General features: G+C 63.5%; 28 protein-coding genes and 1 riboswitch. Of the genes, 16 read left to right on the top strand and 12 right to left on the bottom strand.

Features of this window, described 5'->3' with window-relative positions; translation table 11 throughout:
* Positions 1–12 precede the first annotated feature (12 nt).
* From LQ956_RS06705 to LQ956_RS06665, 9 genes are all read right to left on the bottom strand, one after another.
* Positions 13–1,068, bottom strand: coding sequence for a 3-deoxy-7-phosphoheptulonate synthase (locus LQ956_RS06705; protein ID WP_238629440.1), 1,056 nt, complete (start codon positions 1,066–1,068; stop codon positions 13–15).
* Between the two features lie 86 nt (positions 1,069–1,154).
* On the bottom strand, positions 1,155–1,796 hold the full coding sequence (gene hisG / locus LQ956_RS06700) for an ATP phosphoribosyltransferase (RefSeq protein ID WP_238622047.1): 642 nt from the start codon (positions 1,794–1,796) through the stop codon (positions 1,155–1,157).
* A gap of 5 nt (positions 1,797–1,801) precedes the next feature.
* Positions 1,802–3,061 (bottom strand): UDP-N-acetylglucosamine 1-carboxyvinyltransferase, encoded by a 1,260-nt coding sequence (gene murA / locus LQ956_RS06695; RefSeq protein WP_238629439.1) that lies wholly within the window; start codon positions 3,059–3,061, stop codon positions 1,802–1,804.
* Positions 3,062–3,111: 50 nt separating this feature from the next.
* Positions 3,112–3,414: an STAS domain-containing protein gene (locus LQ956_RS06690; RefSeq protein ID WP_238622049.1), complete on the bottom strand. Its 303-nt coding sequence runs from the start codon at positions 3,412–3,414 to the stop codon at positions 3,112–3,114.
* Complete coding sequence (locus LQ956_RS06685; RefSeq protein WP_238622050.1) at positions 3,411–4,064, bottom strand: MlaC/ttg2D family ABC transporter substrate-binding protein; 654 nt, start codon at positions 4,062–4,064, stop codon at positions 3,411–3,413. Before LQ956_RS06685 ends, LQ956_RS06690 begins: the two co-directional genes overlap by 4 nt.
* 17 nt (positions 4,065–4,081) lie before the next feature.
* Positions 4,082–4,540 (bottom strand): outer membrane lipid asymmetry maintenance protein MlaD, encoded by a 459-nt coding sequence (gene mlaD / locus LQ956_RS06680; protein ID WP_238622051.1) that lies wholly within the window; start codon positions 4,538–4,540, stop codon positions 4,082–4,084.
* Between the two features lie 15 nt (positions 4,541–4,555).
* On the bottom strand, positions 4,556–5,335 hold the full coding sequence (gene mlaE, locus LQ956_RS06675; protein WP_238622052.1) for a lipid asymmetry maintenance ABC transporter permease subunit MlaE: 780 nt from the start codon (positions 5,333–5,335) through the stop codon (positions 4,556–4,558).
* Positions 5,335–6,126 (bottom strand): ATP-binding cassette domain-containing protein, encoded by a 792-nt coding sequence (locus tag LQ956_RS06670; protein ID WP_238622082.1) that lies wholly within the window; start codon positions 6,124–6,126, stop codon positions 5,335–5,337. The genes mlaE and LQ956_RS06670 overlap by 1 nt, the downstream gene beginning before the upstream one ends.
* A 105-nt stretch (positions 6,127–6,231) precedes the next feature.
* Positions 6,232–6,828, bottom strand: coding sequence for a DUF72 domain-containing protein (locus LQ956_RS06665; protein ID WP_238622053.1), 597 nt, complete (start codon positions 6,826–6,828; stop codon positions 6,232–6,234).
* Between the two features lie 39 nt (positions 6,829–6,867).
* Here LQ956_RS06665 and LQ956_RS06660 point away from each other — a divergent pair, with 39 nt between their 5' ends.
* The 13 genes from LQ956_RS06660 (at position 6,868) to LQ956_RS06600 (ending at position 16,569) form a co-directional block, all read left to right on the top strand.
* Positions 6,868–7,860: a calcium/sodium antiporter gene (locus LQ956_RS06660; protein ID WP_238622054.1), complete on the top strand. Its 993-nt coding sequence runs from the start codon at positions 6,868–6,870 to the stop codon at positions 7,858–7,860.
* 190 nt (positions 7,861–8,050) lie between these two features.
* On the top strand, positions 8,051–9,028 hold the full coding sequence (locus LQ956_RS06655) for a KpsF/GutQ family sugar-phosphate isomerase (RefSeq protein ID WP_238622055.1): 978 nt from the start codon (positions 8,051–8,053) through the stop codon (positions 9,026–9,028).
* A 29-nt stretch (positions 9,029–9,057) separates the two neighbouring features.
* Entirely contained in the window at positions 9,058–9,585 is a 528-nt protein-coding gene (locus tag LQ956_RS06650) for a KdsC family phosphatase (protein WP_238622056.1), read from the top strand.
* On the top strand, positions 9,582–10,145 hold the full coding sequence (lptC, locus tag LQ956_RS06645; RefSeq protein ID WP_238622057.1) for an LPS export ABC transporter periplasmic protein LptC: 564 nt from the start codon (positions 9,582–9,584) through the stop codon (positions 10,143–10,145). The genes LQ956_RS06650 and lptC overlap by 4 nt, the downstream gene beginning before the upstream one ends.
* 181 nt (positions 10,146–10,326) lie before the next feature.
* A complete protein-coding gene (gene lptA, locus LQ956_RS06640) occupies positions 10,327–10,821 on the top strand; it encodes a lipopolysaccharide transport periplasmic protein LptA (RefSeq protein ID WP_238622058.1) in 495 nt (164 codons plus the stop codon).
* The gene (gene lptB, locus LQ956_RS06635) at positions 10,818–11,543 is read left to right on the top strand and encodes an LPS export ABC transporter ATP-binding protein (RefSeq protein WP_238622059.1); all 726 of its coding nucleotides are present in this window, start codon (positions 10,818–10,820) and stop codon (positions 11,541–11,543) included. The genes lptA and lptB overlap by 4 nt, the downstream gene beginning before the upstream one ends.
* A 166-nt stretch (positions 11,544–11,709) precedes the next feature.
* Positions 11,710–13,233 (top strand): RNA polymerase factor sigma-54, encoded by a 1,524-nt coding sequence (locus tag LQ956_RS06630; RefSeq protein ID WP_238622060.1) that lies wholly within the window; start codon positions 11,710–11,712, stop codon positions 13,231–13,233.
* Positions 13,234–13,277: 44 nt separating this feature from the next.
* Positions 13,278–13,601: a ribosome hibernation-promoting factor, HPF/YfiA family gene (gene hpf, locus LQ956_RS06625; RefSeq protein WP_238622061.1), complete on the top strand. Its 324-nt coding sequence runs from the start codon at positions 13,278–13,280 to the stop codon at positions 13,599–13,601.
* A gap of 7 nt (positions 13,602–13,608) precedes the next feature.
* Entirely contained in the window at positions 13,609–14,082 is a 474-nt protein-coding gene (locus LQ956_RS06620) for a PTS sugar transporter subunit IIA (RefSeq protein WP_238622062.1), read from the top strand.
* Positions 14,079–15,026, top strand: coding sequence for an HPr(Ser) kinase/phosphatase (gene hprK, locus LQ956_RS06615; protein WP_238622063.1), 948 nt, complete (start codon positions 14,079–14,081; stop codon positions 15,024–15,026). The genes LQ956_RS06620 and hprK overlap by 4 nt, the downstream gene beginning before the upstream one ends.
* The gene (rapZ, locus tag LQ956_RS06610) at positions 15,023–15,883 is read left to right on the top strand and encodes an RNase adapter RapZ (RefSeq protein WP_238622064.1); all 861 of its coding nucleotides are present in this window, start codon (positions 15,023–15,025) and stop codon (positions 15,881–15,883) included. The genes hprK and rapZ overlap by 4 nt, the downstream gene beginning before the upstream one ends.
* A gap of 20 nt (positions 15,884–15,903) precedes the next feature.
* Positions 15,904–16,299: a PTS sugar transporter subunit IIA gene (locus LQ956_RS06605; protein ID WP_238622065.1), complete on the top strand. Its 396-nt coding sequence runs from the start codon at positions 15,904–15,906 to the stop codon at positions 16,297–16,299.
* Positions 16,300–16,569 carry an HPr family phosphocarrier protein gene (locus tag LQ956_RS06600; protein ID WP_238622066.1) on the top strand — a complete coding sequence of 90 codons (270 nt, stop codon included), beginning with the start codon at positions 16,300–16,302 and terminating at the stop codon, positions 16,567–16,569. It begins immediately after the preceding gene.
* Positions 16,570–16,595: 26 nt separating this feature from the next.
* Here LQ956_RS06600 and LQ956_RS06595 read toward each other — a convergent pair whose 3' ends face one another.
* Entirely contained in the window at positions 16,596–17,726 is a 1,131-nt protein-coding gene (locus tag LQ956_RS06595; protein WP_238622067.1) for a GGDEF domain-containing protein, read from the bottom strand.
* Positions 17,727–17,817: 91 nt separating this feature from the next.
* On the opposite strand from LQ956_RS06595, the gene LQ956_RS06590 reads away from it, so the two are divergent.
* The gene (locus LQ956_RS06590; protein ID WP_238622068.1) at positions 17,818–18,213 is read left to right on the top strand and encodes a hypothetical protein; all 396 of its coding nucleotides are present in this window, start codon (positions 17,818–17,820) and stop codon (positions 18,211–18,213) included.
* Between the two features lie 15 nt (positions 18,214–18,228).
* Here the strand turns inward: LQ956_RS06590 and thiC are convergent, their stop codons facing one another.
* Both thiC and pap read right to left on the bottom strand, forming a co-directional pair.
* On the bottom strand, positions 18,229–20,118 hold the full coding sequence (thiC, locus tag LQ956_RS06585) for a phosphomethylpyrimidine synthase ThiC (RefSeq protein ID WP_238629438.1): 1,890 nt from the start codon (positions 20,116–20,118) through the stop codon (positions 18,229–18,231).
* A 45-nt stretch (positions 20,119–20,163) separates the two neighbouring features.
* A riboswitch (TPP riboswitch) is annotated at positions 20,164–20,263 on the bottom strand.
* A gap of 70 nt (positions 20,264–20,333) precedes the next feature.
* Entirely contained in the window at positions 20,334–21,839 is a 1,506-nt protein-coding gene (gene pap, locus LQ956_RS06580) for a polyphosphate:AMP phosphotransferase (RefSeq protein WP_238622070.1), read from the bottom strand.
* A gap of 269 nt (positions 21,840–22,108) precedes the next feature.
* Here pap and LQ956_RS06575 point away from each other — a divergent pair, with 269 nt between their 5' ends.
* Both LQ956_RS06575 and LQ956_RS06570 read left to right on the top strand, forming a co-directional pair.
* On the top strand, positions 22,109–22,765 hold the full coding sequence (locus tag LQ956_RS06575) for a protein-L-isoaspartate O-methyltransferase family protein (RefSeq protein ID WP_238622071.1): 657 nt from the start codon (positions 22,109–22,111) through the stop codon (positions 22,763–22,765).
* A gap of 89 nt (positions 22,766–22,854) precedes the next feature.
* The gene (locus LQ956_RS06570; protein WP_238622072.1) at positions 22,855–23,178 is read left to right on the top strand and encodes a rhodanese-like domain-containing protein; all 324 of its coding nucleotides are present in this window, start codon (positions 22,855–22,857) and stop codon (positions 23,176–23,178) included.
* Positions 23,179–23,395: the final 217 nt, after the last annotated feature.

Raw genomic sequence — 23,395 nt, 5'->3', positions numbered from 1 at the left:
CGGCCCGGGCCTTCAGCGCCCGCGACGGGCCTTGACCGCTGCAGCCAGTTCTCGCAGCAGGGGGGCCGTATCATCCCAGTTCATACAGGCATCGGTGATGCTCTGGCCGTAGACCGAGGGCTTGCCTGCCACCATGTCCTGACGGCCGGCGACCAGATGGCTTTCCAGCATCACCCCGATGATACGGCGATCGCCGCCGTGTATCTGTGCCGCTACCGAGCGGGCCACCTCCACCTGACGGGCTGGGTCCTTGCGGCTGTTGGCATGGCTGCAGTCAATCATGAGCTGGGGTGCCAGACCGGCATCCTGCAGGGCTTCGGCGGCTTCATCCAGGCTCTTGGGCTCATAATTGGGGGTCTTGCCGCCCCGCAGGATGATATGGCAGTCCTCATTGCCCGCGGTGGAGAAGATGGCGGAGCGCCCGGCCTTGGTCACGGACAGGAAATGGTGAGGTTTCGAACTGGAACGGATGGCATCAATGGCCACCTGCAGACTGCCATCGGTGCTGTTCTTGAAACCCACCGGGCAGGACAGCCCGGAGGCCAGTTCCCGATGCACCTGGCTTTCGGTGGTACGGGCGCCGATGGCGCCCCAGGCCACCAGGTCCGCCACATACTGAGGACTGATCAGGTCCAGATATTCAGTCGCGGCCGGCACGCCGCGCCGGGCCAGATCCAGCAACAGGCTGCGGGCCAGGCGCAGGCCCTTGTTGATCTCAAAGCTGTTGTCCAGGTTGGGGTCATTGATGAGCCCCTTCCAGCCGACGATGGTCCGTGGCTTTTCGAAATAGACCCGCATCACCACTTCCAGGTCGGAAGCCAGTTCATTCCGCAGTACCTGCAGACGATCCGCGTAGTCCCTGGCCGCCTCGACGTCATGGATGGAACAGGGGCCGGCGATCACCAGCAGACGATCATCCTCCCCCGCAAGTATCCGGTGAATAGCGTTACGGGACTGATAGACCGTCCGGGCGGCTTCATCGCTGACGGGATATTCCCGGTGGAGCTGTTCCGGGGAGGAGACTTCCTGGATACCCAGGATTCTCAGATCATCGGTCTGGTATGACATCGAGTTTCATAGTCCTCTCAGAAAACGATCAGAGTAATAGCGGCTCACCGTGGAAGCCGACCGGCGAATGGGCCATACCAACCCGTCTAGACGCGACGCGCCACGGCGGCGTCAAGATCCTTGATCAGGCGTTTGACGCGGGCGGACTTCATCTTCATGGCGGCCTTGTTCACGACCAGACGGGAGCTGATATCGGCGATGTGCTCCAGGGGGACCAAGCCGTTGGCCTTCAGTGTATTGCCGGTATCCACCAGATCCACGATACAGTCGGACAGCCCCACCAGCGGCGCCAGTTCCATGGAGCCGTAGAGCTTGATGATCTCCACCTGTTTGCCCTGCTCGGCATAATAGCGACGGGTGATGTTGACGAACTTGGTGGCGACCCGCAGGCGTCCGCCCCGGGTGCCCGCTTCCGGACGCCCCGCCACCATCAGGCGACAACGGGCGATATTCAGGTCCAGAGGCTCGTAAAGCCCGTCCCCGCCGTGCTCCATCAACACGTCCTTGCCGGATACACCCACGTCGGCGGCACCGTATTGCACATAGGTCGGGACGTCGGTAGCACGGATCACCACCAACTTCACGTCATCACGGTTGGTATCCAGGATCAGCTTACGACTGGTCTCCGGGTCATCCTTCGGTTCGATCCCGGCTTCCGCCAGCAGCGGCAGGGTATCCTTGTAGATCCGCCCCTTGGACAGGGCGATGGTCAGTGTCTGTTCAGGCATGCGACTTATCCGGGCACACGGCGAATGACGGCACCGAGTTGGGAGAGCTTTTCCTCGATGCATTCATAGCCGCGGTCAATGTGATAGATGCGATCCACCAGGGTCTCACCGTCACTGACCAGACCGGCCAGGATCAGACTGGCCGACGCACGCAGGTCGGTGGCCATCACCGGTGCCGCCTTCAGATGCGGGACACCGCGGATAATGGCCGTATTGCCCTCGATGCGGATATCAGCGCCCATGCGCTGCATCTCCAGGGCATGCATGAAGCGGTTCTCGAACACCGTCTCGGTGACGGTGGCAGTGCCTTCCGCCACGGTGTTCAGGGCCACGAACTGGGCCTGCATGTCGGTGGGAAACGCGGGGTACGGCGCAGTCCTCAGACTCACCGCGCGAGGACGACGTCCCCGCATGTCCAGCTCGATCCAGTCGTCGCCCACATTGATGTGGGCTCCCGCCTCTTCCAGTTTGACGAGCACGGCGTCCAGGGTCTTGGGCGCGGTATCCCGGGTGCGCACCCGGCCACCGGTGATGGCCCCGGCCACCAGGAAGGTACCGGTCTCGATACGGTCGGCCAGTACGGTGTATTCACAGCCGTGCAGACTGGGCACACCCTCCACGGTGATGGTGTCGGTCCCGGCGCCGGAGATCCTGGCCCCCATGGCCTTGAGACAGTTGGCCAGATCCACCACTTCCGGCTCCCGGGCGGCATTTTCGATGACGGTGACACCATCCGCCAGGGTCGCGGCCATGAGCAGGTTCTCGGTACCGGTCACGGTCACCGTATCCAGTACCAGGCGGGCACCCCTGAGGCGCCGCGCCTTGGCGCGGATGTACCCCCCTTCCACCCGGATATCCGCACCCATGGCGGCCAGACCCTCCAGATGGATGTTCACCGGGCGAGAGCCGATGGCGCAGCCACCGGGCAGCGACACCTCCGCCTCGCCGTAGCGGGCCAGCAAGGGACCCAGCACCAGGATGGAGGCGCGCATGGTACGCACCAGCTCATAGGGTGCCACGCACTGGTTCAAGGTATTGGGGTTGACCTCGATGCGCATGCGCTCGTCCACCGTCAGGGACACGCCCATGCGCCCGAGCAGCTCCATGGTGGTGGTCACGTCCTGCAGATGCGGCACGTTACCGATGGTCATGGGGCCGTCGGCCAGCAATGTGGCCGCCAGGATGGGAAGGACCGCATTTTTGGCGCCGGAGATGCGTACATCACCCTCCAGCGGGCGGCCACCACAGATGATCAGTTTATCCATAGGGTGAAGGATGATAGCGGAAAAGCGGGTCCGGGGGGGAGTACCGGAAATCAGACCTCACACCGCAGCACGTCCTCCAGGTCACTGACCCCGACCAGGGCCTTCATGCGCTCGGGCATGCCGGTAAAGGTCAACCCCCCATGGGCACCACCACAGCGCTTCATCCAGGCAATGAGCAGGGCCACGCCGGCGCTGTCACTGCGCGTCACCCCTGACAGGTCCACCCGGCAAGGCCCGGTCTCGGCCTGAAACAGGTCTTGGGACGCCTGCCACAGCCCCGGCACGGTGGCCTGGGTCAGCTCGCCCGTCACCCGAACACCGGCCGCGGTCTTTTCCAGGCCTGCCTCGTTCACCGCCCCGGCCCCGCCTCGATCTGGACGGCCTCCTCGATGAGGGATTCATCGCCGGCCTCCAGACGCTCGATCAAGGCATCCAGTCCGTGACGCTCCACCTCGGCACCGAAGTTGGTGCGGAAATTGGTCACGAAACTCAAGCCTTCCACCGTCAGATCGAACACCTTCCACTCCCCATCCACAGGCCGCAGGCTGTAGATGACGGGAATGTTGGAACGCCCCTGCCCCATGACGATCTCGGTAGCCACCGAGGCCATGCGTTCATCCTGGCGACTGCGGTGAGGCAGAACCCGGATGTCCTTGTCCATGTGTTCGGCCATCTGCAGGGTATAGGTGCGCATGAGCGTGTTCTGGAAGGCATCTACGAAGCGTTCCCGCTGTTCGGGGGTGGCGGTACGCCAGTGGCGGGCCAGGATCAGGCGGGACATGCCCTGGAAGTCCAGGATCGGCAGGATGATGTCGTCCACCAGACCATAGAGAAAGTCGGGATCATTACGGGTTCGCTCCGGGTCTTTCCGCAATTTGTTCAAGACCTGGGCAGAGGTCTGCTCCACCAGTTTCACCGGGTCCTGGGTGGTGGCCGCGGCCGGCACCAGGCTGAGGACCAGGACCAGGCAGGCCGTGAAGGTCAGATGGACAAAAGACTTCATCGCAAGGGGACTCCGCATCAGTTTCCGGTAAGGTTGACCAGCATCCGGCCGATCAGTTCCTCCAGCACCAGGGCCGACTGGGTGAACAGGATCACGTCGCCGGCCCGCAGGACCTCGTCCTCACCACCCGGCTCCAAGGCGATGTACTGTTCACCCAGCAGACCGGCGGTATAGATGCTGGCCTGGGTATCGGTGGGCAACTGGTCATAACGGGCCGAGACGGTGAAGCTGACCCGGGCCTGGTAGCGCTCGGCATCATAAGTGATGGCACTCACCCGCCCGACCCGTACGCCGGCCATGGTCACCGGGGCCCGCACCTTCAGGCCGCCGATATTGTTGAAATAGGCATGCACTTCATAGCCGTCGCTGCCCCGGTACTCACCCAGGTTACTCACCTGGATCGCCAGCATGAACAGGGCCGCCAGGCCCAGGGCCACGAAGATGCCCACGGTGATCTCGATCCTGCGCGTCGTCATCTTGCCGTCCCGTTATCAGATATCACCGAACATGAGTCCGGTCAGAATGAAGTCCAGGGCCAAAATGGCCAGTGCCGTGTGCACCACGGTGCGGGTGGTGGCCCGGCTCACCCCTTCCGAGGTGGGCGTGGCATCATAACCCTCAAACACGGCGATCCAGGCGGCCACCACGCCAAAGACCAGGCTCTTGATCACGCCGCTCATGACGTCTTCACGGAAATCCACGCTGGCCTGCATCTGTGACCAGTAGGCGCCGGCGTCCACCCCCAGCACACCCACGCCGATGAAATACCCCCCGGCCACCCCGACGGCACTGAAGATCGCCGCCAGCAGCGGCAGGGAAATCACACCGGCCAGAAAGCGCGGCGCAATGACCCGCTTGTAGGGGTCTACCGCCATCATCTCCATGCTGGAGAGCTGTTCCGTCGCCTTCATCAGGCCGATCTCCGCCGTCAGGGCCGAGCCGGCCCGACCGGCAAACAGCAGCGCGGTCACCACCGGCCCCAGTTCTCGCACCAGGGACAGGGCGACGACCGTCCCCAAGGCCTCGGCGGCACCGAAGTCCACCAGGGTGATATACCCCTGATAACCCAGCACCATGCCCACGAACAGGCCGGATACGGCGATGATCAGCAAGGAGAGGACCCCCACCGAATAGAGTTCCCGCACCAGCAGGCCGGGGCGTCGCACCAGCGTCCCCATGGCCAGCAGGGTACGAAACAGGAACAGGTGACCCCGCCCCAGGCGTTCCAGCACCCCCAGCGCCGCGTGTCCCAGCCGTTGGAAAGGTCCCATCACCGTGTATCGCCCCCCATGAGGTCATCCAGGTAATCCGGCGCCGGATAATGAAAGGGCACCGGGCCATCCGGCAAGCCCTCCAGAAACTGACGGGACCAGTCCGAGGCTTCCCGGCGCAGCTGCTGCGGTGGGCCGGCGTCCATCACCCGTCCCTCGGAAATGAGGTAGACCCAGTCGGCAATGGAACCGGCCTCGGCCACATCGTGGGACACCACGATACTGGTCATCTCAAGGGCATCGTTGAGGCGTCGGATGAGGGATACGATCACCCCCATGGTGATGGGATCAAGCCCGGTAAAGGGTTCGTCGTACATCATCAGCATGGGGTCCAGGGCAATGGCCCGGGCCAGGGCCACCCGTCGGGCCATGCCGCCGGAGAGCTCGCTGGGCATGAGGGAGACCGCCCCTCTCAGCCCCACCGCTTCCAGCTTCATGAGCACCAGGTTGCGTACCAGGGGTTCCGGCAAGCGGGTGTTCTCGCGGATGGGAAAGGCCACATTGTCAAAGACATTGAGATCCGTGAGCAGTGCCCCACTCTGAAACAGCATGCCCATGCGCCGGCGCAGACGATACAGTTCCCGCCGCGACAGGCGGTGCACGTCCTGGCCTTCCACCAGCACCTGACCATGATCGGGACGCAACTGACCACCGATCAGCCGCAGCAACGTGGTCTTGCCGGTGCCACTGGGTCCCATGATGGCCGTCACCCGCCCCTGAGGGATGGTGATGTTCAGGCCGTCAAAGATCTTGCGATCACCACGGGCAAAATGCAGATCACGGATCTCGATCCAGGGGGTCTTGTCGGGAGAGGCGTCGATGGTCCGGGTCCTTGGTCTGGGTGGAAACGGTAGATGGTCGGGAGCGTTGAATGTGCCCGGCCCTTCCGGGCCGTGTCAAGCCACGCCCAGGAGCGCGGCAATGGTCATGGCCTGATCCACGGCGCCGGGTCCGGCATCCATGAACAGGACGCCTGATCCGGCATGATTGCAGCGGATGAAGTGCTCCAGCTGCCCCCGCAGAACACGTAGATCCGGTGCACCCGCCTCCAGACGCAACAGACCTACCCCGCCGCAAGGACCCACCGCATCGGCACCGGTCCAGAGCCGTGCCGGGCCGGGTCCGGCGCGGGCGGCAAACCAGGGCCGACCCGTACCGGCGGGAGGATGGGCCATCCCGTCCACAACGACATAACCGGCCAGATGATCGCCCAGGGCCGCCTCGGCCGCCGTCGGCACCGACCTGTCATCGTCCGATGTCAGCTCCAGATAGAATCGGAAACCGGGGGACACCTCGTCCCGCCAGACGCACATGCCGGCCTCACCGGCGGCCAGGCGGCGCTGCCTGGGCACCAGCACGACGGGAAATTCATTGGCGTAGTAGGGCAAACGCCAGGACGCCGGCAGATCATCCGGGTAGAATCGCTCAAGCCAGGCCGGGTGCTCCCAGTCACGAACCCCGAAGCTCAGGGTAGAGCCCGCCCGGTCAATCATGATCCCTCCCGCCCCCACAGCCCCGTCTCCGAAACCTTTATGCTCATTTCCATTGTCGCCATTTTGCTGGGTCTGGTCGTTCTGGTCTGGAGTGCCGACCGGTTCATCTTCGGTGCCGCCGCCCTGGCGCGCAACCTGGGCATCCCCACCATGATCATCGGTCTGACCATCGTGGGCTTCGGCACCTCAGCGCCGGAACTGCTGGTCTCCGGCATCGCCGCCTGGCAGGGCAATCCCGGACTGGCCATCGGCAATGCAGTGGGGTCCAACATCGCCAACATCGGCCTGATCCTGGGCATGACGGCCCTGATCGCCCCCCTGGCCATCACCTCCGGCACCCTGCGCAAGGAGATGCCCCTGGTCCTGGGGGTCAGCGTACTGGCCTATCTGCTGGTGCTCAACGGCACCCTGGGCAGGATGGATGGACTCATCCTGCTGGGCGGCCTGATCCTGGTCATGGCCTGGATGGTGCGGGACGGCCTCAAGGGACGCAACAATGGCCCCGATCCCATCCAGGGCGAGTTCGAGGCGGAAATCCCCCGGGCGGTGCCCACCGGCAAGGCCGTGGTCTGGCTGGTGCTCGGCCTGGTGCTGCTGCTGATCAGCGCCCGGGCCCTGGTCTGGGGGGCGGTGAACATCGCCACCGCCCTGGGGGTGAGCGACCTGGTGATCGGACTGACCATCGTCGCCATCGGCACCAGCCTGCCGGAACTGGCGGCGGCCTTGGTGAGTGCCCGACGCAATGAGCCGGACCTGGTACTGGGCAACATCCTGGGCTCGAACCTGTTCAACCTGCTGGGTGTGCTGGCCATTCCCGGCCTGATCCGTCCCGCCGGCGTACCGGCGGATGCCCTGTGGCGGGATTTCCCGGTCATGCTGGGACTGACCCTGCTGATCATCGTCATGGCCTTCAGTTTCAGGGGGCGTCCAAGGCGCATCAACCGGATGGAGGGCGGACTGCTACTGGCACTCTTCATCGGCTACATGACCTGGGTGTATCTGAGCCTGAGTCCGGCCGGGGGAGCGGCGTGAAGATTCCGGCAGAGTGACGGTAGCGGGCATCCCCCTCATCCCCGGCCCTTCTCCCACAAGGGGAGAAGGGAGACAGGACCAAGCCCCTCCCCCCCTTGCGGGAGAGGGGTTGGGGTGAGGGGTGAAGCAGCCGGGAAGCCAAAAATAATCTTGTTCAACCCACCTGAAGCATTGGTAGCATTACAGCATCATGAAACTCAATCCGGAAAAGACCCGCGAACTCGCCCTGGCGGTACTGGACACCGAGGCCGAGGGCATCCGCGGCCTGATGGCCCGCATTGACGCCCGCTTCATCCGTGCCTGCGAACACCTGCTGGCCTGCACCGGCCGCGTGGTGGTCACGGGCATGGGCAAGTCCGGGCATATCGGCAACAAGATCGCCGCCACCCTGGCCAGCACCGGGACACCCGCGTTTTTTGTCCACCCGGGCGAAGCCAGCCACGGGGACCTGGGCATGATCACGTCGGGCGACACGGTCATTGCCCTGTCCAACTCCGGCGAGACCAACGAACTGCTCACCATCCTGCCACTGATCCGCCGCCTGGGCGTACCCATGATTGCCCTCACCGGCAACCCCCGCTCCACCCTGGCGCGGGAAGCCACCGTCAACCTGGACGTGAGCGTATCCAAGGAAGCCTGCCCCCTGGGTCTGGCCCCCACGGCCAGCACCACCGCCGCCCTGGCCATGGGCGACGCGCTGGCCGTGGCCTTGCTGGAAGCCAGGGGCTTCACCGCCGACGATTTCGCCCGCTCGCACCCGGGCGGACGCCTGGGGCGCCGGCTGCTTCTGCATGTGGCGGACATCATGCATACCGGCGACCGTATCCCCATGGTGCGGGCCGATGCGCCCCTGGGTGATGCCCTGCTGGAGATCAGCCGCCAGGGGCTGGGCATGACCGCCGTGGTGGACGAACAGCGACGGCTGATCGGCGTCTTCACCGACGGCGACCTGCGCCGCACCCTCGACCGGGGCGTGGATGTGCATGCCACCTCCATCGGCGAAGTGATGACCCGCCAATTCAAGACCGCCTCTCCCACCATGCTGGCAGCCGAAGTCCTGAAGATCATGGAAGACCACAAGATCAGCGCCCTGCCGGTGCTGGACGAGGCCCAGCGACTGGTGGGAGCGCTCAACATGCATGACCTGCTGCGCGCCGGCGTGGTCTGACCCCCACCCGACCCATGGTATCTTAGCCCATGACCGATACTCTCACTGAACGCGCACGACGGGTGCGCTTCGTCATCTTCGACGTGGATGGCGTGCTCACCGACGGCAGTCTGTTCCTGGACGATGACGGGCGCCAGTACAAGGCCTTCAACAGCAAGGATGGGCAGGGCATGCGCATGCTGGCGGACAGCGGCGTTCAGGTGGGCATCCTCACGGGCCGGCGTTCAGGGGTCGTGGAGCACCGGATGCAGGATCTGGGAATCCGGCTCGTGGTCCAGGGCCGGCGCGATAAGCTGGAGGCCCTGGACGGCCTGCTGACAGATGCCGGCGTCAGCGCCGAGGAAACCGCCTATGTGGGCGATGATGTGGTGGACCTGCCGGTGATGCGCCGGGTGGCCCTGGCCATTGCGGTGGCCGATGCCCATGCCCTGGTCAGGGAGCACGCCCACTATGTGACCCGGCAACCGGGGGGGCGAGGCGCCGCCCGGGAGGCCTGTGAATTCATCATGGAGGCCCAGGGCACCCTGCAGGCCGCCCTGACCACCTACCTGGGATGAAGCTGCCCTCCCTGTTCTTGATCGCGCTGCTGAGCCTGGCTGCGGCCATCGGCTTCTGGCTGGCACGGGACGCCGATGAACGCCGACGGGTGCTGGAAGAGGCGGCCACCGAAGGGACCGATTTCTTTCTGGAACAATACGCGGCCATCCATATGGACCCCCTTGGTGAACCCCGTTACCAGCTTCGCGGTCAGCGTATGGAACAGCGTCAGGCGGACGGGTCCCGCTGGCTGGAAACCCCGGTACTGATCCTGCGGTACAGCCCCGGCGCCACCTGGACCCTGCGCTCAGAGCAGGGCTGGATCTCCCCCGCCGGCGATGAAGTCAAATTGCTGGGCGAGGTACACATCCACCGCGCCGCCGAGGGCGAGCGAGGTCCGATCACCATCACCACCAGGGACACCACCCTCTGGCCGGGCCCCCGTCAGGCCGTCACCGACGCCCCGGCACACCTGCGGACCACCTATCAGGAGGCCGAGGGTCTAGGTCTGTTCCTGGACCTTCGGCATGAAATTCTGGAACTCAAACGTGACGCACGGGGTGTCTATGTTCCCCACTAGGGTTGCTCCAAGTCAGCCATTTCCGCACCCGCGGGAATCAAGGTCCAGCAGAATGCGGCCGGCCTTCCTCAGGTCGTCATTCCCGCGCAAGCGGGCATCCAGTCACGGAGTGAAAAGCATGGGCTCCCGCCCTCGCGGGAGCGACGGCGAGGGAGTTTTTCAATGCCTCCCTGGGCGGCTCATGATCCCGGCACTGGCCATCCTGCTGCTGGCCGGACCGCTCCAGGCACAGGTGGACCGGACATTGCCCATCCGGATCGAGGCGGACTCGGCCACCCTGGACGACAACCGAGGCATCAGCACCTACCGCGGCGGTGTACGCATTACCCAGGGCGCCACGGAAATCACCGGTGATACAGTCACGGTCCATACGCCGGGCCGGGTCCTGGAGCGCATGACCTCGGAAGGCCGACCGGCAACTCTGCGCACCCAGGACCCGCAGGGGCGGGAAGTCCGTGCCGAGGCCGCACGCATGGAGTTCTTTCCCACCGAGCAACGCATGGAACTGAGCGGCAGTGCCCGCGTCCGGCAGGGCGCGGACGAGTTCCGGGGCAGCCGCATCATCTATGACCTGCGCACGGCCACCCTGGAAGCCCGTACCGGGGATACCGGGCGCGTCGAAGCGATCTTCACTCCCAGGGATCAGGCTCCCGCCCCGGCCGAGGGCGCACGATGAGCCGCCTGCAGACCCGCGACCTGGTCAAACAGTACCGTGCCCGCAAACCGGTGGACGGCGTTTCTCTGCAGGTGAACAGCGGCGAAGTCGTCGGCCTGCTGGGTCCCAACGGGGCCGGCAAGACCACCTGCTTTTACATGATCGTCGGCCTCATCCCCTGCGACGGCGGCCGCATCGAGTTGGACGACAAGGACATCACCCCCCTACCCATGCATGCCCGGGCGCAACTGGGGATCGGCTATCTGCCCCAGGAGGCCTCGGTGTTTCGCAAGCTGTCGGTGGAAGACAATCTCCTTGCCGTACTGGAAACACGCCGCGACCTCAACCGCGCCCAGCGCCATGAACACATGGAATCCCTGCTGGAAGAGTTTCAGATCATGCACATCCGCGAGAGCCTGGGCATCAGTCTCTCGGGTGGCGAGCGGCGCCGGGTGGAGATTGCCCGCGCCCTGGCCACGGAGCCGGCCTTCATCCTGCTGGATGAGCCCTTTGCCGGAGTGGACCCCATTTCCGTGATCGAGATCCAGCGCATCATCACCCATCTGGTATCGCGCAAGATCGGGGTGCTGATCACCGATCACAACGTTCGCGAGACCCTGGGCATCTGCAACCGCGCCTATATCCTGAGCGACGGGCATCTGATCAGCGAAGGGCCGCCGGAAGTGGTGCTGGCCGACCCCCAGGTCAGACGGGTCTATCTGGGCGACCATTTCCGACTATGAAAGTACAGTTTTTGAGCCATCTCATGGTTTCCCCACACTGGGTCACATTTTTCGTGCCAAGCCGTATAATCCGGATGACAGACCCCGCGCATGACGGAAAAGAGCCGTCGACACTGCCGGGACCACTCAACGCCTGCCTGACGACTCCGGTGGTACGCCACATCCTATGCTGAAACCTTCTGTCCAGCTCCGTCTCGGCCAGAGCCTTACCATGACACCACAGCTGCAGCAGGCCATCCGGCTGCTGCAGCTGTCCACATTGGAGCTACAGGCCCAGATCCAGGAGACGCTGGAGACCAACCCGATGCTGGAAGCCCTGGAAGGCGCCGACGCCGACCTGGATACCGGTGTGGACGAGGCGGCGGCCCAGCGGGAAGAGATGGACAGCAGGCCGGACAGCACCGACAAGGATGCGGGGGGCCGGGAATTCGAAGAGCCCGCGGAACCGGGCGGCACAGGCGATGCCTCGGAGAACATTCCCGAAGAGCTGCCGGTGGACAGCAACTGGGAAGACCTCTACGACATGCCGGCAACCGGCGGCGGCCAGGGGGGGGACGGCGACGGTCGCGACCTGTTCGAGAACCAGAGTGCCCCCGGTGAGGACCTGCGTGATCACCTGCTCTGGCAGATCAACCTGTCCCCCCTGAGCGAGCGGGATCAGGTCATTGCCATGACCCTCATCGACGCCATCAACGATGACGGTTACCTGGGGGAACCCATCGAACAGATCCATGCCGGACTGGCTCAGGACCAGGAACTGGAACTGGAGCTGGATGAGGTGGAAGCCGTACTGCGCATGGTCCAGCACTTGGACCCCGTGGGCGTGGGCGCGCGCGATCTCTCAGAATGCCTGCTGCTGCAGCTGGAGCAGTTCTCGCCGGATACCGCCTGGCTGGCCGAGGCCAGGACCCTGGTGCGCGATCATCTCGAAGCCCTGGGTACCCGTGATTTCAAAGGCGTACAGCGCCGACTGGGACTGGCCGACGGAGAACTGCAGGCGGTGATGGCCCTGATACAGAGCCTGAATCCCCGCCCGGGCACCCTGATCAGCTCCAGCTCACCGGAATACATCATTCCCGACGTCTTCGTGCGCAAGCGCGAGGGATACTGGCAGGTGGAACTGAACCCGGAAGTCGCCCCCCGGTTGCGAGTGAACCCGCTTTATGCCAGCTTTGTACGGCGGGCCGATTCCAGTCAGGATAACGTCTACCTGCGCAATAGCCTGCAAGAGGCCCGCTGGTTCATCAAGAGCCTGCAAAGCCGCAACGAAACCTTGCTGCGGGTAGGCACCGCCATTGTGGAGCATCAGCGCGCCTTTCTGGAACACGGCGACGAGGCCATGAAACCCCTGGTGCTGCGGGACATCGCCGAGCAGTTGGAGATGCATGAATCCACCATCTCCCGTGTCACCACCCAGAAGTACATGCACACCCCGAAAGGGATTTACGAATTCAAGTATTTCTTCTCCAGTCATGTGGGGACGGCCGATGGGGGGGAGTGCTCCGCCACGGCCATCCGTGCCATGATCCGCAAATTGATTGCCGAAGAGCCCCAGGGCAAGCCCCTGAGTGACAGCAAGATTGCCCAGATCCTGGTGGATCGGGGCATCCAGGTAGCGAGGCGCACCGTTGCCAAGTATCGCGAGGCCATGGCAATCCCGCCATCCAACGAACGCAAGCGCCTCGTCTGAGTTCCCAAGGCCTCACATTCACATCCTAACCAAGGAGTTACCTCATGCAGATCAACCTCACCGGTCATCACGTGGACCTGACCGACGCCCTGCGCGACTATGTCAATGACAAGTTCCAGCGCCTGGAGCGCCACTTCGACAACGTCATTGACGTGCATGTGGTCCTGACCGTGGAGAAACTGCAGCAGAAGGCGGAAGCCAACATGCTGGTCAGCGGCAACACCATCTTTGCCGATGCCACCCAAGCCGACATGTATGCCGCCATCGATGCCCTGGTCGACAAGCTGGACCGCCAGGTGGTCAAGCACAAGGAAAAGCTCAAGGACCACCACCGCGCCGAAGGCTCCCACCGCAACCACGTCGGGTGAGACATCCATGAACATCGGTGATCTTCTCGCCCCGGAGCGCGTCTGCTGTCTGCCGGACGTCAGCAGCAAGAAACGCGCTCTGGAGATGCTGGGTGAAATGCTTTCGAGCCACCTGCCCAGGCTGACCCAGGGAGAGATCTTCGACAGTCTGCTGGCCCGGGAACGCCTGGGCAGCACCGGCCTGGGGCATGGCGTCGCCATTCCCCACGGCCGTCTGGCCGGCGCTGACGAAGCCTGTGCCGCCCTGCTCAAACTGGGAAAGGGGGTAGACTATGATGCCCCGGACAGCGAACCCGTGGACATCCTGTTCGCCCTGGTGGTCCCGACCGAATGTACCGACGAACACCTGCAGATCCTCGCGTTGCTGGCCCGCATGTTCTCTGATCCGGAGACTCTGGCAAGGCTGCGCAGCGCCCAGGGACCGGAAGATCTGCTGGCATTGGTACACCACTGGGATACCGAAAGCCCCGCACAGCCGTGACCATCGAAACCCTCACCGTCCGCCATGTCGTCGAGGCCATGGAAGAGCGCCTCGCCCTGCGCTGGGTGGCCGGTCACCAAGGCAGCGAGCGACGTATCGCTCACCAGGCCACGCCCCACGGCAGCACTTCACTGGTCGGGCACCTGAACATCATCCATCCCAACCAGATCCAGGTACTGGGTCCGGATGAAATGCGTTACCTGTGGAACCTGCGCAAGAACTCCCAGCGGGATATCCTGGAACAGCTGGTCAACGGGACCGCTGCCATCCTGATCGTCACCGACGGTCTGGCGGCTCAGCCGGAACTGTGCGCACTGGCGGACAAGCAGTCGGTGCCCCTGCTGGCCACCACCCTGCACGGCCACGAAATCATCAATATCCTGCGCTATTTCTTCAGCGACAAATTGGCGGAGACCGTCACCCTGCACGGTGTCTTCATGGAAGTACTGGGCATCGGGGTTCTGCTGACGGGAGAAAGCGCCATCGGCAAAAGCGAACTGGCGCTGGAACTCATCAGCCGCGGACACCGTCTGATTGCTGATGATGCCCCCGAATTTGCCCGTATCGCCCCGGACATCCTGCGAGGTACCTGCCCGCCGGTGCTGGAAAACTTTCTGGAGGTCCGGGGACTGGGCGTCCTGAACATTCGTGCCATGTACGGTGACAGCGCCATCAAGACCAGCAAATACCTGCGTCTGATCATCGATCTGAAAGACCAGGTCGATGTCACATTCGCAGATATCGACCGCCTCCATGGGGGGCGGTGCAACCGGGAGGTACTGGGCCTGAAGGTACCGGTCATCACCCTGCCCGTGGCCTCCGGCCGCAACCTGGCGGTGATGGTGGAGGCGGCCGTGCGCAACCACCTGCTGCGCCTGCGCGGCTATTTTGCCGCCGACGACCTGGCCGCACGGCAGCGGCGTCAGATGCAGATCGACCCATGAAGCTCGTCATTGTCAGCGGGCTATCCGGATCAGGCAAGACCGTGGCCCTGCACGCCCTGGAAGATGCCGGCTACTACTGCATCGACAACCTCCATCTGGAATTGTTGCCGGCGGTGGTCAGCCAACTCCGTCAGTCCCCTCAGGCCGGCTACGGTGAAGCGGCCGTCGGCATCGATGCCCGCAGCGGCATCGAGTCTCTCGACCAGTTCGGCCGTATTGTCAACGAGATTCGTGCCATGGGTGTGGAGTTGCAGATCATCTTTCTGTATGCGGAACTCGAAACCCTGCTCCGCCGCTTCAGCGAGACACGCCGCCGCCACCCCCTGGCCCGCCGTGGCATTCCCCTGATGGAGGCCATCAATCTGGAGCGGAATCTGCTGGGTGTCATCGCCGATCATGCTGATCTGGCCATCGACACCACCCGCACCAATGTTCACCAACTCAGCCAGTCCATTCGGGAGCGGGTCCGTCAGGCCGGCCTGCGGGGACTGTCGCTGCTGATCCAGTCCTTCGGCTTCAAGTACGGCTCCCCGGTAGACTCGGATTTCGTATTCGATGTACGCTGTCTGCCTAATCCACACTGGCAGCCGGGTTTATCGGCCTTTACCGGCAAGGATCCGGCGGTGATCCGTTTCCTGGAGAACGAACCCATGGTGGCAGCGATGTTCGACTCATTGCGCGACTTCCTCACCACCTGGATACCCCAATTCGAGAACGACAATCGCAGCTATCTGACCGTTTCCATCGGCTGTACCGGGGGACGTCACCGCTCGGTCTACCTGACCGAGAGACTCTCCCGCCATTTTCGTGAAATCAGAGGCGACGGTGTGAGCACCCGTCACCGGGAACTTTCCTGAACCAGAACCGGTATGCACCCATGTCCGTCGGACTTCTCATCATCACTCACAATCAAATTGGCGAGGACCTGCTGAGTACAGCCCGATCCATGATGGGCACCATTCCCCTGGAAACTCGGTGCCTGGCGGTTTCCCAGTCCGGTGACCCGGACGTCCTGCTGGACCGTGCAGTGGACCTTTACCAGCGCCTGAACCAGGGTGACGGCGTCCTGGTCCTGACGGACATGTACGGCTCCACGCCCAGCAACATCGCCAACCGCCTGCTGCAACAACCGAAGGTACAGGTCATTGCCGGTGTGAACCTGCCCATGCTGGTACGGGTACTCAACTATCCAAACCTGCGTCTGCATGAACTGGTCAACAAGGCCATCAGCGGGGGCCATGACGGCATCCTGCTCTGCGAGACCCACAGCTAAATGCCCAGCCGCGAACTCATCATCATCAACCGCCTAGGCATGCATGCCCGCGCCGCCGCCAAGTTCGTCAATCTGGCCAGCAGCTTCGACGCCGGTCTGGAGGTGGAAAAGGGCACTCGGCGCGTGAACGGCAAGAGCATCATGGGCGTCATGATGCTGGCGGCCAGCAAGGGCAGCACCGTGCGCCTGATCGCGGAAGGCGAGGATGCCGAAGCCGCCCTGAAGGCCCTGGAAGGCCTGATCAATGACAAGTTCGGTGAGCCGGAATAGAAGCTGCTCATACCCTACCCCTATCCCTATAGCCCCAGCGGCAGCAGTTCCAGTGACATGGCGTCCGGGGGCGGCAGACCTGCCATCACCACCCGGTTGCGTCCGTCGCCCTTGGCACGCAACAGGGCCTCATCCGCCTCCCGCAGCAGCGTCTGAGCCGCGACGGACGGATCCTGACCGACCAGGCGTTGGGTCGGCCAGTGTGCGACCCCGATGGATACCGTCACCGACAGGCTATGCTCATCGACCACCACGGCTCCGCCGCACACCACCTGCCTGACCCGTTCGGCCACGGCCCGCACCTCCTGACGATCCAGACCCGGCAAGAGCATCACGAACTCCTCACCACCGTAGCGCGCCAGCAGATCGGAGCCCCGCAGGTGCCGTCCCAGCCGCTGGGCCACCGCCGAAATGACCTGATCCCCGACCCCGTGACCGTAGCCATCGTTCACGGCCTTGAAGTGGTCAATATCCACGAACAGACACGCCAGGCTTTGGCGCTCCCGTACCACCCGGGTCATTTCCTCCTGCAGGCGCAGATCAAAGAAACGACGATTACGCACTCCGGTGAGCGCATCGGTCACCCCCAACTCCTGCAACCGCCAGGCGGCCAGGGCATTCTCGATGCAGATGGCAACCACCGCCGCCAGACGCCTGAGCAGGTAAGTATCCATCCCCTCCCCGTAGCGGCCACTGCAACGGCTACCCAGAGACAGCACCCCCAGGCATCGACCCGCACGCTGAACCGGCAGCAGGGCCACGCTGCCAAGCTCACCGCAGCCCTCAAAGCGCAGGGCCTCGGGGCAGGCGGCATAGTCTCCCAGATAGAGTCCTGCCGGTGTTTTCAGATCCTCGGCAGAGGGTGCCAGCTTCAAGGCCCACAGCCCGCGAGGACATAGGGCCGCGTCCAGTATCGTGCTGATGACCCCATCAGGGTCATGGAGTACCAGTCCCACATGATCCAGCTCATAGTCGCGGGGAAATTCCTCCAACAACAGGGACAGGATTCCCATCAGGCCATCGGCGGCCAGCAGACGCATTTCCAGCCCGGTCATCCGGTCCAGCTTGCGCTCGTTGTCCCTCGCCGCCTCGATGAGCGTGGCAAGACGCTCCCTCAGCCAGAGGTTTTCCTGCTCAAGCCGTGCCTGTTCCACCATCAGCTGCCATTCCCTCAACCGGTCTGACCCAAGACTACCTCATCTGCCCATCGCGAATCATGATCTGATCCATGACAGGACTGACACCTGCGTGCTGATCAGCCTGGACAGGCCGCCCGGCAGCGGCCACCGCCTCGAGACTAGCAAGGTGCCGTCCATTGGACTACACACAAAGCAGGAGGACATCCCCGCCGAACGGCGGGATACCGGCAGCAAGTCACTCACCCAGGAAGGTTTTGCGGCCGACACATCACCCACTATCGGGAGCGCACCGCACATGCAGATTGATCGGGCTGACCACGATGACCCGCCCCTGCAGACCCGCCCTTCCCTGGCCGCGGACCTGCTGGATGGCCTCATTGCCTATCGCAAGGAGCTGGGCAGGGTGGGAGAAGACCTGGAACACATGCTCAGGGCAGCCGGCATCAGACCGTCTTCGCCCTGGATCAAGGCCAGGGCCTATCGATACCGGCCGCCACCTCGCTAGACGGACACCGGAAAATCAGACCTCCCGATAGACCCGAGCGCCGCCCTTGACGAACTCCCGAGCCTTCTCCTGCATCCCCTTGTCCAGGCCCTCTTCCGCCGATACGCCCTGGCGGGCGGCGTATTCACGCACATCCTGAGTGATCTTCATGGAACAGAAATGGGGGCCGCACATGGAACAGAAATGGGCCACCTTGTGGGCGTCCTTGGGCAGGGTCTCATCATGGAAGTCCCGGGCACGCTCCGGGTCCAGCGACAGGTTGAACTGGTCCTCCCAGCGGAACTCGAATCGGGCCTTGGACAGGGCATTGTCCCGCACTTGGGCACCGGGGAAGCCCTTGGCCAGATCCGCCGCATGCGCGGCAATGCGATAGGTGATGATGCCGTCGCGCACATCCGCCTTGTTGGGCAGCCCCAGGTGCTCCTTGGGGGTCACATAGCAAAGCATGGCGGTGCCGTACCAGCCGATGTTAGCCGCACCGATCCCGGAGGTGATGTGGTCATAGGCGGGGGCGATGTCCGTCACCAGCGGCCCCAGGGTATAGAAGGGGGCCTCGAAACAGTCCGTCAGTTCCTTGTCCACATTTTCCTTGACCTTATGCAGGGGTACGTGGCCGGGGCCTTCGATCATCACCTGCACATCGTGTTCCCAGGCCACTTTCGTCAACTCGCCCAGAGTCTCCAGTTCGGCGAACTGGGCGGCGTCGTTGGCATCCGCCAGGCTACCGGGGCGCAGGCCATCCCCCAGGGAGAAGGCCACATCGTAGGCCTGCATGATCTCGCAGATTTCCCGGAAATGGGTGTAGAGGAAGTTCTCCTGATGATGGGCCAGACACCACTTGGCCATGATGGACCCACCCCGGGAGACGATGCCGGTGAGCCGGCCGGCGGTCAGGGGCACATAACGCAGCAATACGCCGGCGTGGATGGTGAAGTAATCCACCCCCTGCTCCGCCTGCTCGATCAGGGTATCCCGGAACAGCTCCCAGGTCAGTGCCTCCGCCTTGCCGTCCACCTTCTCCAGGGCTTGGTAGATGGGTACGGTACCGATGGGTACGGGGCTGTTGCGCAGCACCCATTCGCGGGTCTCGTGGATGTGCTTGCCGGTGGACAGGTCCATCAGCGTGTCGCCGCCCCAACGGCAGGACCACACCAGCTTTTCCACCTCTTCCTCAATGCTGGAAGTCAGGGAGGAGTTGCCGATGTTGGTATTGATCTTCACGCGGAAATTACGCCCGATGATCATCGGCTCCAGTTCCGGATGATTGATATTGGCGGGGATCACCGCCCGCCCGGCGGCCACTTCGTCGCGGACGAATTCCGGCGTGATGAGATCCGGGATGTTCGCCCCCAGGGGCTGACCGGGGTGCTGACGCAGCAGCGCGGCGTAACGGGGGTCCTCGCGCATCTCCTGCAGGCGACAGTTTTCCCGAATGGCCACGTACTCCATCTCGGGGGTGACGATGCCCTGACGGGCATAGTGCATCTGGGTGATGTTGTGACCCGCGCGGGCACGCCGGGGGGCACGGATATGCTCAAAGCGCAGATGGGCCAGTTCAGGGTCTTCCGCGCGGGCCTGGCCATAACGGGAACTGGGGCCGGGCAGTGCCTCGGTATCCCCCCGCTCATCGATCCAGGGTCCGCGCACACTGGGCAGGCCCTGCAGTAGATTGATCTTCACTGCGGGGTCGCTATAGGGGCCGGAGGTGTCGTAGACGGTGATGGAGGGGTTCTCCTCACTGCCCTCCCCCATTCGGGTGGGTGCCAAGGCAATTTCCCGCATGGGGACCCGGATATCGGGGCGGGAACCGGTGACGTGGATCTTGCTGGAGCCGGGGAAGGGGCGGGTGATCGCTTCGGAGACCTGGGCGGTCTTGCGGACGAAATCCTGGGGGATGGCACTCATGCTGCTGTCTACCTCGCGTGAAGGCGGGGGGAGACGGAAGGCGCAGAGGCTCATCCGAAGCTTCCCTCCGCCGGTATGATCCGGTTCAGGTTCCAAGGGTGTTTCTCAGCCCGAGCCCTGTCGGCGGGCACCCCTAGCCTCGTGGCGATCCAAGCTATAGCAGGCAGCGGCGGTTTGCAACCAAGGGCGGCATCTTCCTCGATCCGGAGCGGAAGCTACTCGGACTCCTGTTGTCGCAGCGCCGCTTCCAGCCGTCGACACACGGTTTCCAGCACCGTCACCCGTCCGTAGCGCTTGTCATTGGCGGGCACCAGGGTCCAGGGTGCAAACTCCGTACTGGTACGAATCACCATTTCGTTGACCGCCCCCTTGTAGGCCTCCCACTGCTGGCGATTGCGCCAGTCCTCATCGGTGATCTTATGCTGCTTGTAGGCCACCTCCTCCCGCTCCTTGAAACGGGCCAGCTGCTCCTCCTCACTGATGTGCAACCAGAACTTCACCAGCACGATACCGTGCTCCGTCAGCTGCTCCTCGAAATCATTGATCTCATGATAGGCACGGCGCCAGCGATCCTCGGCGGCAAACCCCTCCACCCGTTCCACCAACACTCGCCCATACCAGGAACGATCGAATACCTTCATCCGTCCCTTCGGCGGCACATGGCGCCAGAAACGCCACAGGTAATGGTGGGCGCGCTCCTCATCCGTGGGGGCTGCCACCGCCACCACCCGATAGAGCCGGGCATCAATACCGGAGGTCAGGCGCCGGATCGCCCCGCCCTTGCCAGCCGCATCCCAGCCTTCGAACACCAGTACCGTAGCCACCCCCTGATCCTTGGCGCGCCAGGTCAGATCCCGCAATCGGGCCTGGGCCCTGGACAGTCGTTCCTTATAAGCCGTTTTCTCCAGCGTCCGGGTCAGATCCAGATGATCCAGCACCGTGATCCGGGCGCTGTCCTCCGGCGGCAGACTGGGGGCATGGGAGGGGGTCACGGACAGGGCCGGTGATGACGAAAGCTCCAGCCGCTCACGGATCGCATCCAGCAGGGTACGGCCCACCGTCAGGTCCCGATAGCGCCGATCCGTGGCCTCGATGAGATACCAGGGGGCCAGACCGCTGTCCGTTTCCCGTATCACCCGCTCACCGGTTTCCACCAGCCGACGATACTGAGTGGCCTGCTCCTTGCCTTTGGGCAACCGGTACCAGCGGCTGGCAGGGTCCTTGAGACGCTGTTTCAGACGGGTTTTCTGCTCATCCCGGGGCAGGTGAAACCAGAACTTGACGATCAGCGCCCCATCCGCCACGAGCATACTTTCGAAATCACGGATGCGGCTCAGGGATTCATGCAACCGGGCCTCATCCCATTCATCCCGGATATGCCGACGAATGGGCTCTGAATACCAGGCACCGAAGAAGATGCCGATACCGCCCCGCGCCGGCATCGCCTGCCAGTAGCGCCACAACCGGGGCCGCGCTTGCTGATCACTGGTGGCTTCCCAGAAGGCATGGGTCTCCACCCCGCGCGTATCCAGCCAGGCATTAAGACGGTTAACCACCTCTCCCCGACCCACGCCATCCACCCCCTCCACGATCACGATCACGGCGGTATCGGTATCCCTGAGGCGGCGCTGGGCCTCCAGCAGTTCCGCACGCAGATCGGGCACCGCTGCGCCGTAGGCTTCCTTGGACAGAGTGCGTCCCAGTTCGGCAGCTTCAAACATGATGTCCCTCCCGGGGTGTCGCCGCGGATCATTAAACCGCAGCATGCCACAAAACCAACGCCGCATTGGACCGATCACCATCGGCATCATTGCGCATTGCACAAGAGCATCAAGGACTTGCCCGACCATTAGTGAGGGCTTAATCTTGCAGCCTGCCGATCCAACGGCAGCTCGCCGCCAGCTTTGCGGATACTCAACGAGTCGGATAAAGCACGAGACCCGGCGCACTCGGGACTCCCATAACAATCACAAGACGGCAGATAACCACCATGAACCTGGATCAAGCTCGCTTCAATATGGTTGAACAGCAGGTCCGTCCCTGGGACGTGCTGGACCCCAGGGTACTGGATGTGATGGAGAACATCCCCCGGGAACTGTTCGTGCCCCGGGCCCACCAAAAACTGGCCTACGCGGACTTGGAAATCCCGCTGGGACAGGATGAAGCCATGATGCGGCCCACCGTGGAAGGGCGTCTCCTGCAGGCCCTGGACATCCAGCCGCGGGACGTCATTCTGGAGATCGGCACCGGCTCCGGCTACCTGACCGCCTGTCTGGCCCGTCTGGGCAACCAGGTGGACAGCATCGACCTCCACAAGACCTTCACCCGCGCCGCCGAAAGGCATCTGGACAAGGCCGGCATCACCAACATCCACCTGGAGACCGGCAATGCCGCAGAGGGCTGGACCGGGCAAAGGGATCATTACGACGTCATCGCCGTCACCGCCTCCATGGCTCAATACCGTGACTGCTTCGAACGTCAGCTCAGCCCCGGCGGCCGGCTCTTCGTTGTGGTGGGTGAGCCGCCGGCGATGGAAGCCATGCTGGTGATGCGACAGGGCGAAAACGAATTCATCCGCCACGTCCTGTTCGAGACCAGCCTCAAGCCCCTGACGGGCTTCGAGCCCAGACCCCATTTCATCTTCTAGTCAGGATGGGCCGGGTGGCCGGGTGCAGGCAACACGACCCGATCGCCCCCCTGAGTACCCTTTTGAACGACTTTCCCCACGGGCCAGGCATGCAACACTTCACCGCCCCCCAGCTCAAGACTTACCTGGATCAGGCAGGGGACAATGCCCCGTTGCTCATCGACGTGCGCGAGCCCTGGGAATACGACATCGTCCACATTCAGGACTCACGGCTGGTTCCCCTTGACCGGCTTGGGTCCTTGGTGGAAGACATCCCGCCGGACAGGGAACTGGTGATGATCTGTCATCACGGCATTCGCAGCCGGCAGGCGGGCATGCTGCTGGAACGACAGGGCTTCACTCGCGTCATCAACCTCACCGGCGGGATCGATGCCTGGTCACGCCAGGTAGATCCAAGCCTGCCCTGTTACTGATGTCCTGACAGATCCCCCTAGGATGTCCTGAGCACGTCATTCCCGCGCAGGCGGGAATCCAGGAAAGGTCGTCATTCCCGCGCAGGCGGGAATCCATTCGTAGGCTGGAAATTCTGGACTCCCGCTTTCGCGGGAGTGACGAGGGTGACGGGGTGACGGGCGTGACGAAAGGGGAATGACCGGGGTTGATGGAAAGGGAATTATTCAGCGTTTCCCC

It is taken from the genome of Ectothiorhodospira lacustris (assembly GCF_022227845.1).
Classification (GTDB): domain Bacteria; phylum Pseudomonadota; class Gammaproteobacteria; order Ectothiorhodospirales; family Ectothiorhodospiraceae; genus Ectothiorhodospira; species Ectothiorhodospira lacustris.
The sequence above is the reverse complement of the archived record's forward strand: the minus strand, read 5'-3'. Positions and strand labels throughout refer to the sequence as shown.

What these genes read in the sequence shown, in the direction of transcription:
- LQ956_RS06600 (WP_238622066.1), top strand. Translation starts at nt 16,300, where the DNA reads ATGCCCAGCCGCGAACTCATCATCATCAACCGCCTAGGCATGCATGCC.
- murA (WP_238629439.1), bottom strand. Translation starts at nt 3,061, where the DNA reads ATGGATAAACTGATCATCTGTGGTGGCCGCCCGCTGGAGGGTGATGTA.
- lptA (WP_238622058.1), top strand. Translation starts at nt 10,327, where the DNA reads ATGATCCCGGCACTGGCCATCCTGCTGCTGGCCGGACCGCTCCAGGCA.
- LQ956_RS06665 (WP_238622053.1), bottom strand. Translation starts at nt 6,828, where the DNA reads ATGATTGACCGGGCGGGCTCTACCCTGAGCTTCGGGGTTCGTGACTGG.
- lptC (WP_238622057.1), top strand. Translation starts at nt 9,582, where the DNA reads ATGAAGCTGCCCTCCCTGTTCTTGATCGCGCTGCTGAGCCTGGCTGCG.
- hpf (WP_238622061.1), top strand. Translation starts at nt 13,278, where the DNA reads ATGCAGATCAACCTCACCGGTCATCACGTGGACCTGACCGACGCCCTG.
- LQ956_RS06605 (WP_238622065.1), top strand. Translation starts at nt 15,904, where the DNA reads ATGTCCGTCGGACTTCTCATCATCACTCACAATCAAATTGGCGAGGAC.
- mlaE (WP_238622052.1), bottom strand. Translation starts at nt 5,335, where the DNA reads ATGGGACCTTTCCAACGGCTGGGACACGCGGCGCTGGGGGTGCTGGAA.
- thiC (WP_238629438.1), bottom strand. Translation starts at nt 20,118, where the DNA reads ATGAGTGCCATCCCCCAGGATTTCGTCCGCAAGACCGCCCAGGTCTCC.
- LQ956_RS06655 (WP_238622055.1), top strand. Translation starts at nt 8,051, where the DNA reads ATGAAACTCAATCCGGAAAAGACCCGCGAACTCGCCCTGGCGGTACTG.
- LQ956_RS06630 (WP_238622060.1), top strand. Translation starts at nt 11,710, where the DNA reads ATGCTGAAACCTTCTGTCCAGCTCCGTCTCGGCCAGAGCCTTACCATG.
- LQ956_RS06705 (WP_238629440.1), bottom strand. Translation starts at nt 1,068, where the DNA reads ATGTCATACCAGACCGATGATCTGAGAATCCTGGGTATCCAGGAAGTC.
- LQ956_RS06620 (WP_238622062.1), top strand. Translation starts at nt 13,609, where the DNA reads ATGAACATCGGTGATCTTCTCGCCCCGGAGCGCGTCTGCTGTCTGCCG.
- LQ956_RS06660 (WP_238622054.1), top strand. Translation starts at nt 6,868, where the DNA reads ATGCTCATTTCCATTGTCGCCATTTTGCTGGGTCTGGTCGTTCTGGTC.
- rapZ (WP_238622064.1), top strand. Translation starts at nt 15,023, where the DNA reads ATGAAGCTCGTCATTGTCAGCGGGCTATCCGGATCAGGCAAGACCGTG.
- lptB (WP_238622059.1), top strand. Translation starts at nt 10,818, where the DNA reads ATGAGCCGCCTGCAGACCCGCGACCTGGTCAAACAGTACCGTGCCCGC.
- LQ956_RS06570 (WP_238622072.1), top strand. Translation starts at nt 22,855, where the DNA reads ATGCAACACTTCACCGCCCCCCAGCTCAAGACTTACCTGGATCAGGCA.
- LQ956_RS06575 (WP_238622071.1), top strand. Translation starts at nt 22,109, where the DNA reads ATGAACCTGGATCAAGCTCGCTTCAATATGGTTGAACAGCAGGTCCGT.
- hisG (WP_238622047.1), bottom strand. Translation starts at nt 1,796, where the DNA reads ATGCCTGAACAGACACTGACCATCGCCCTGTCCAAGGGGCGGATCTAC.
- LQ956_RS06595 (WP_238622067.1), bottom strand. Translation starts at nt 17,726, where the DNA reads ATGGTGGAACAGGCACGGCTTGAGCAGGAAAACCTCTGGCTGAGGGAG.
- LQ956_RS06685 (WP_238622050.1), bottom strand. Translation starts at nt 4,064, where the DNA reads ATGAAGTCTTTTGTCCATCTGACCTTCACGGCCTGCCTGGTCCTGGTC.
- mlaD (WP_238622051.1), bottom strand. Translation starts at nt 4,540, where the DNA reads ATGACGACGCGCAGGATCGAGATCACCGTGGGCATCTTCGTGGCCCTG.
- LQ956_RS06650 (WP_238622056.1), top strand. Translation starts at nt 9,058, where the DNA reads ATGACCGATACTCTCACTGAACGCGCACGACGGGTGCGCTTCGTCATC.
- pap (WP_238622070.1), bottom strand. Translation starts at nt 21,839, where the DNA reads ATGTTTGAAGCTGCCGAACTGGGACGCACTCTGTCCAAGGAAGCCTAC.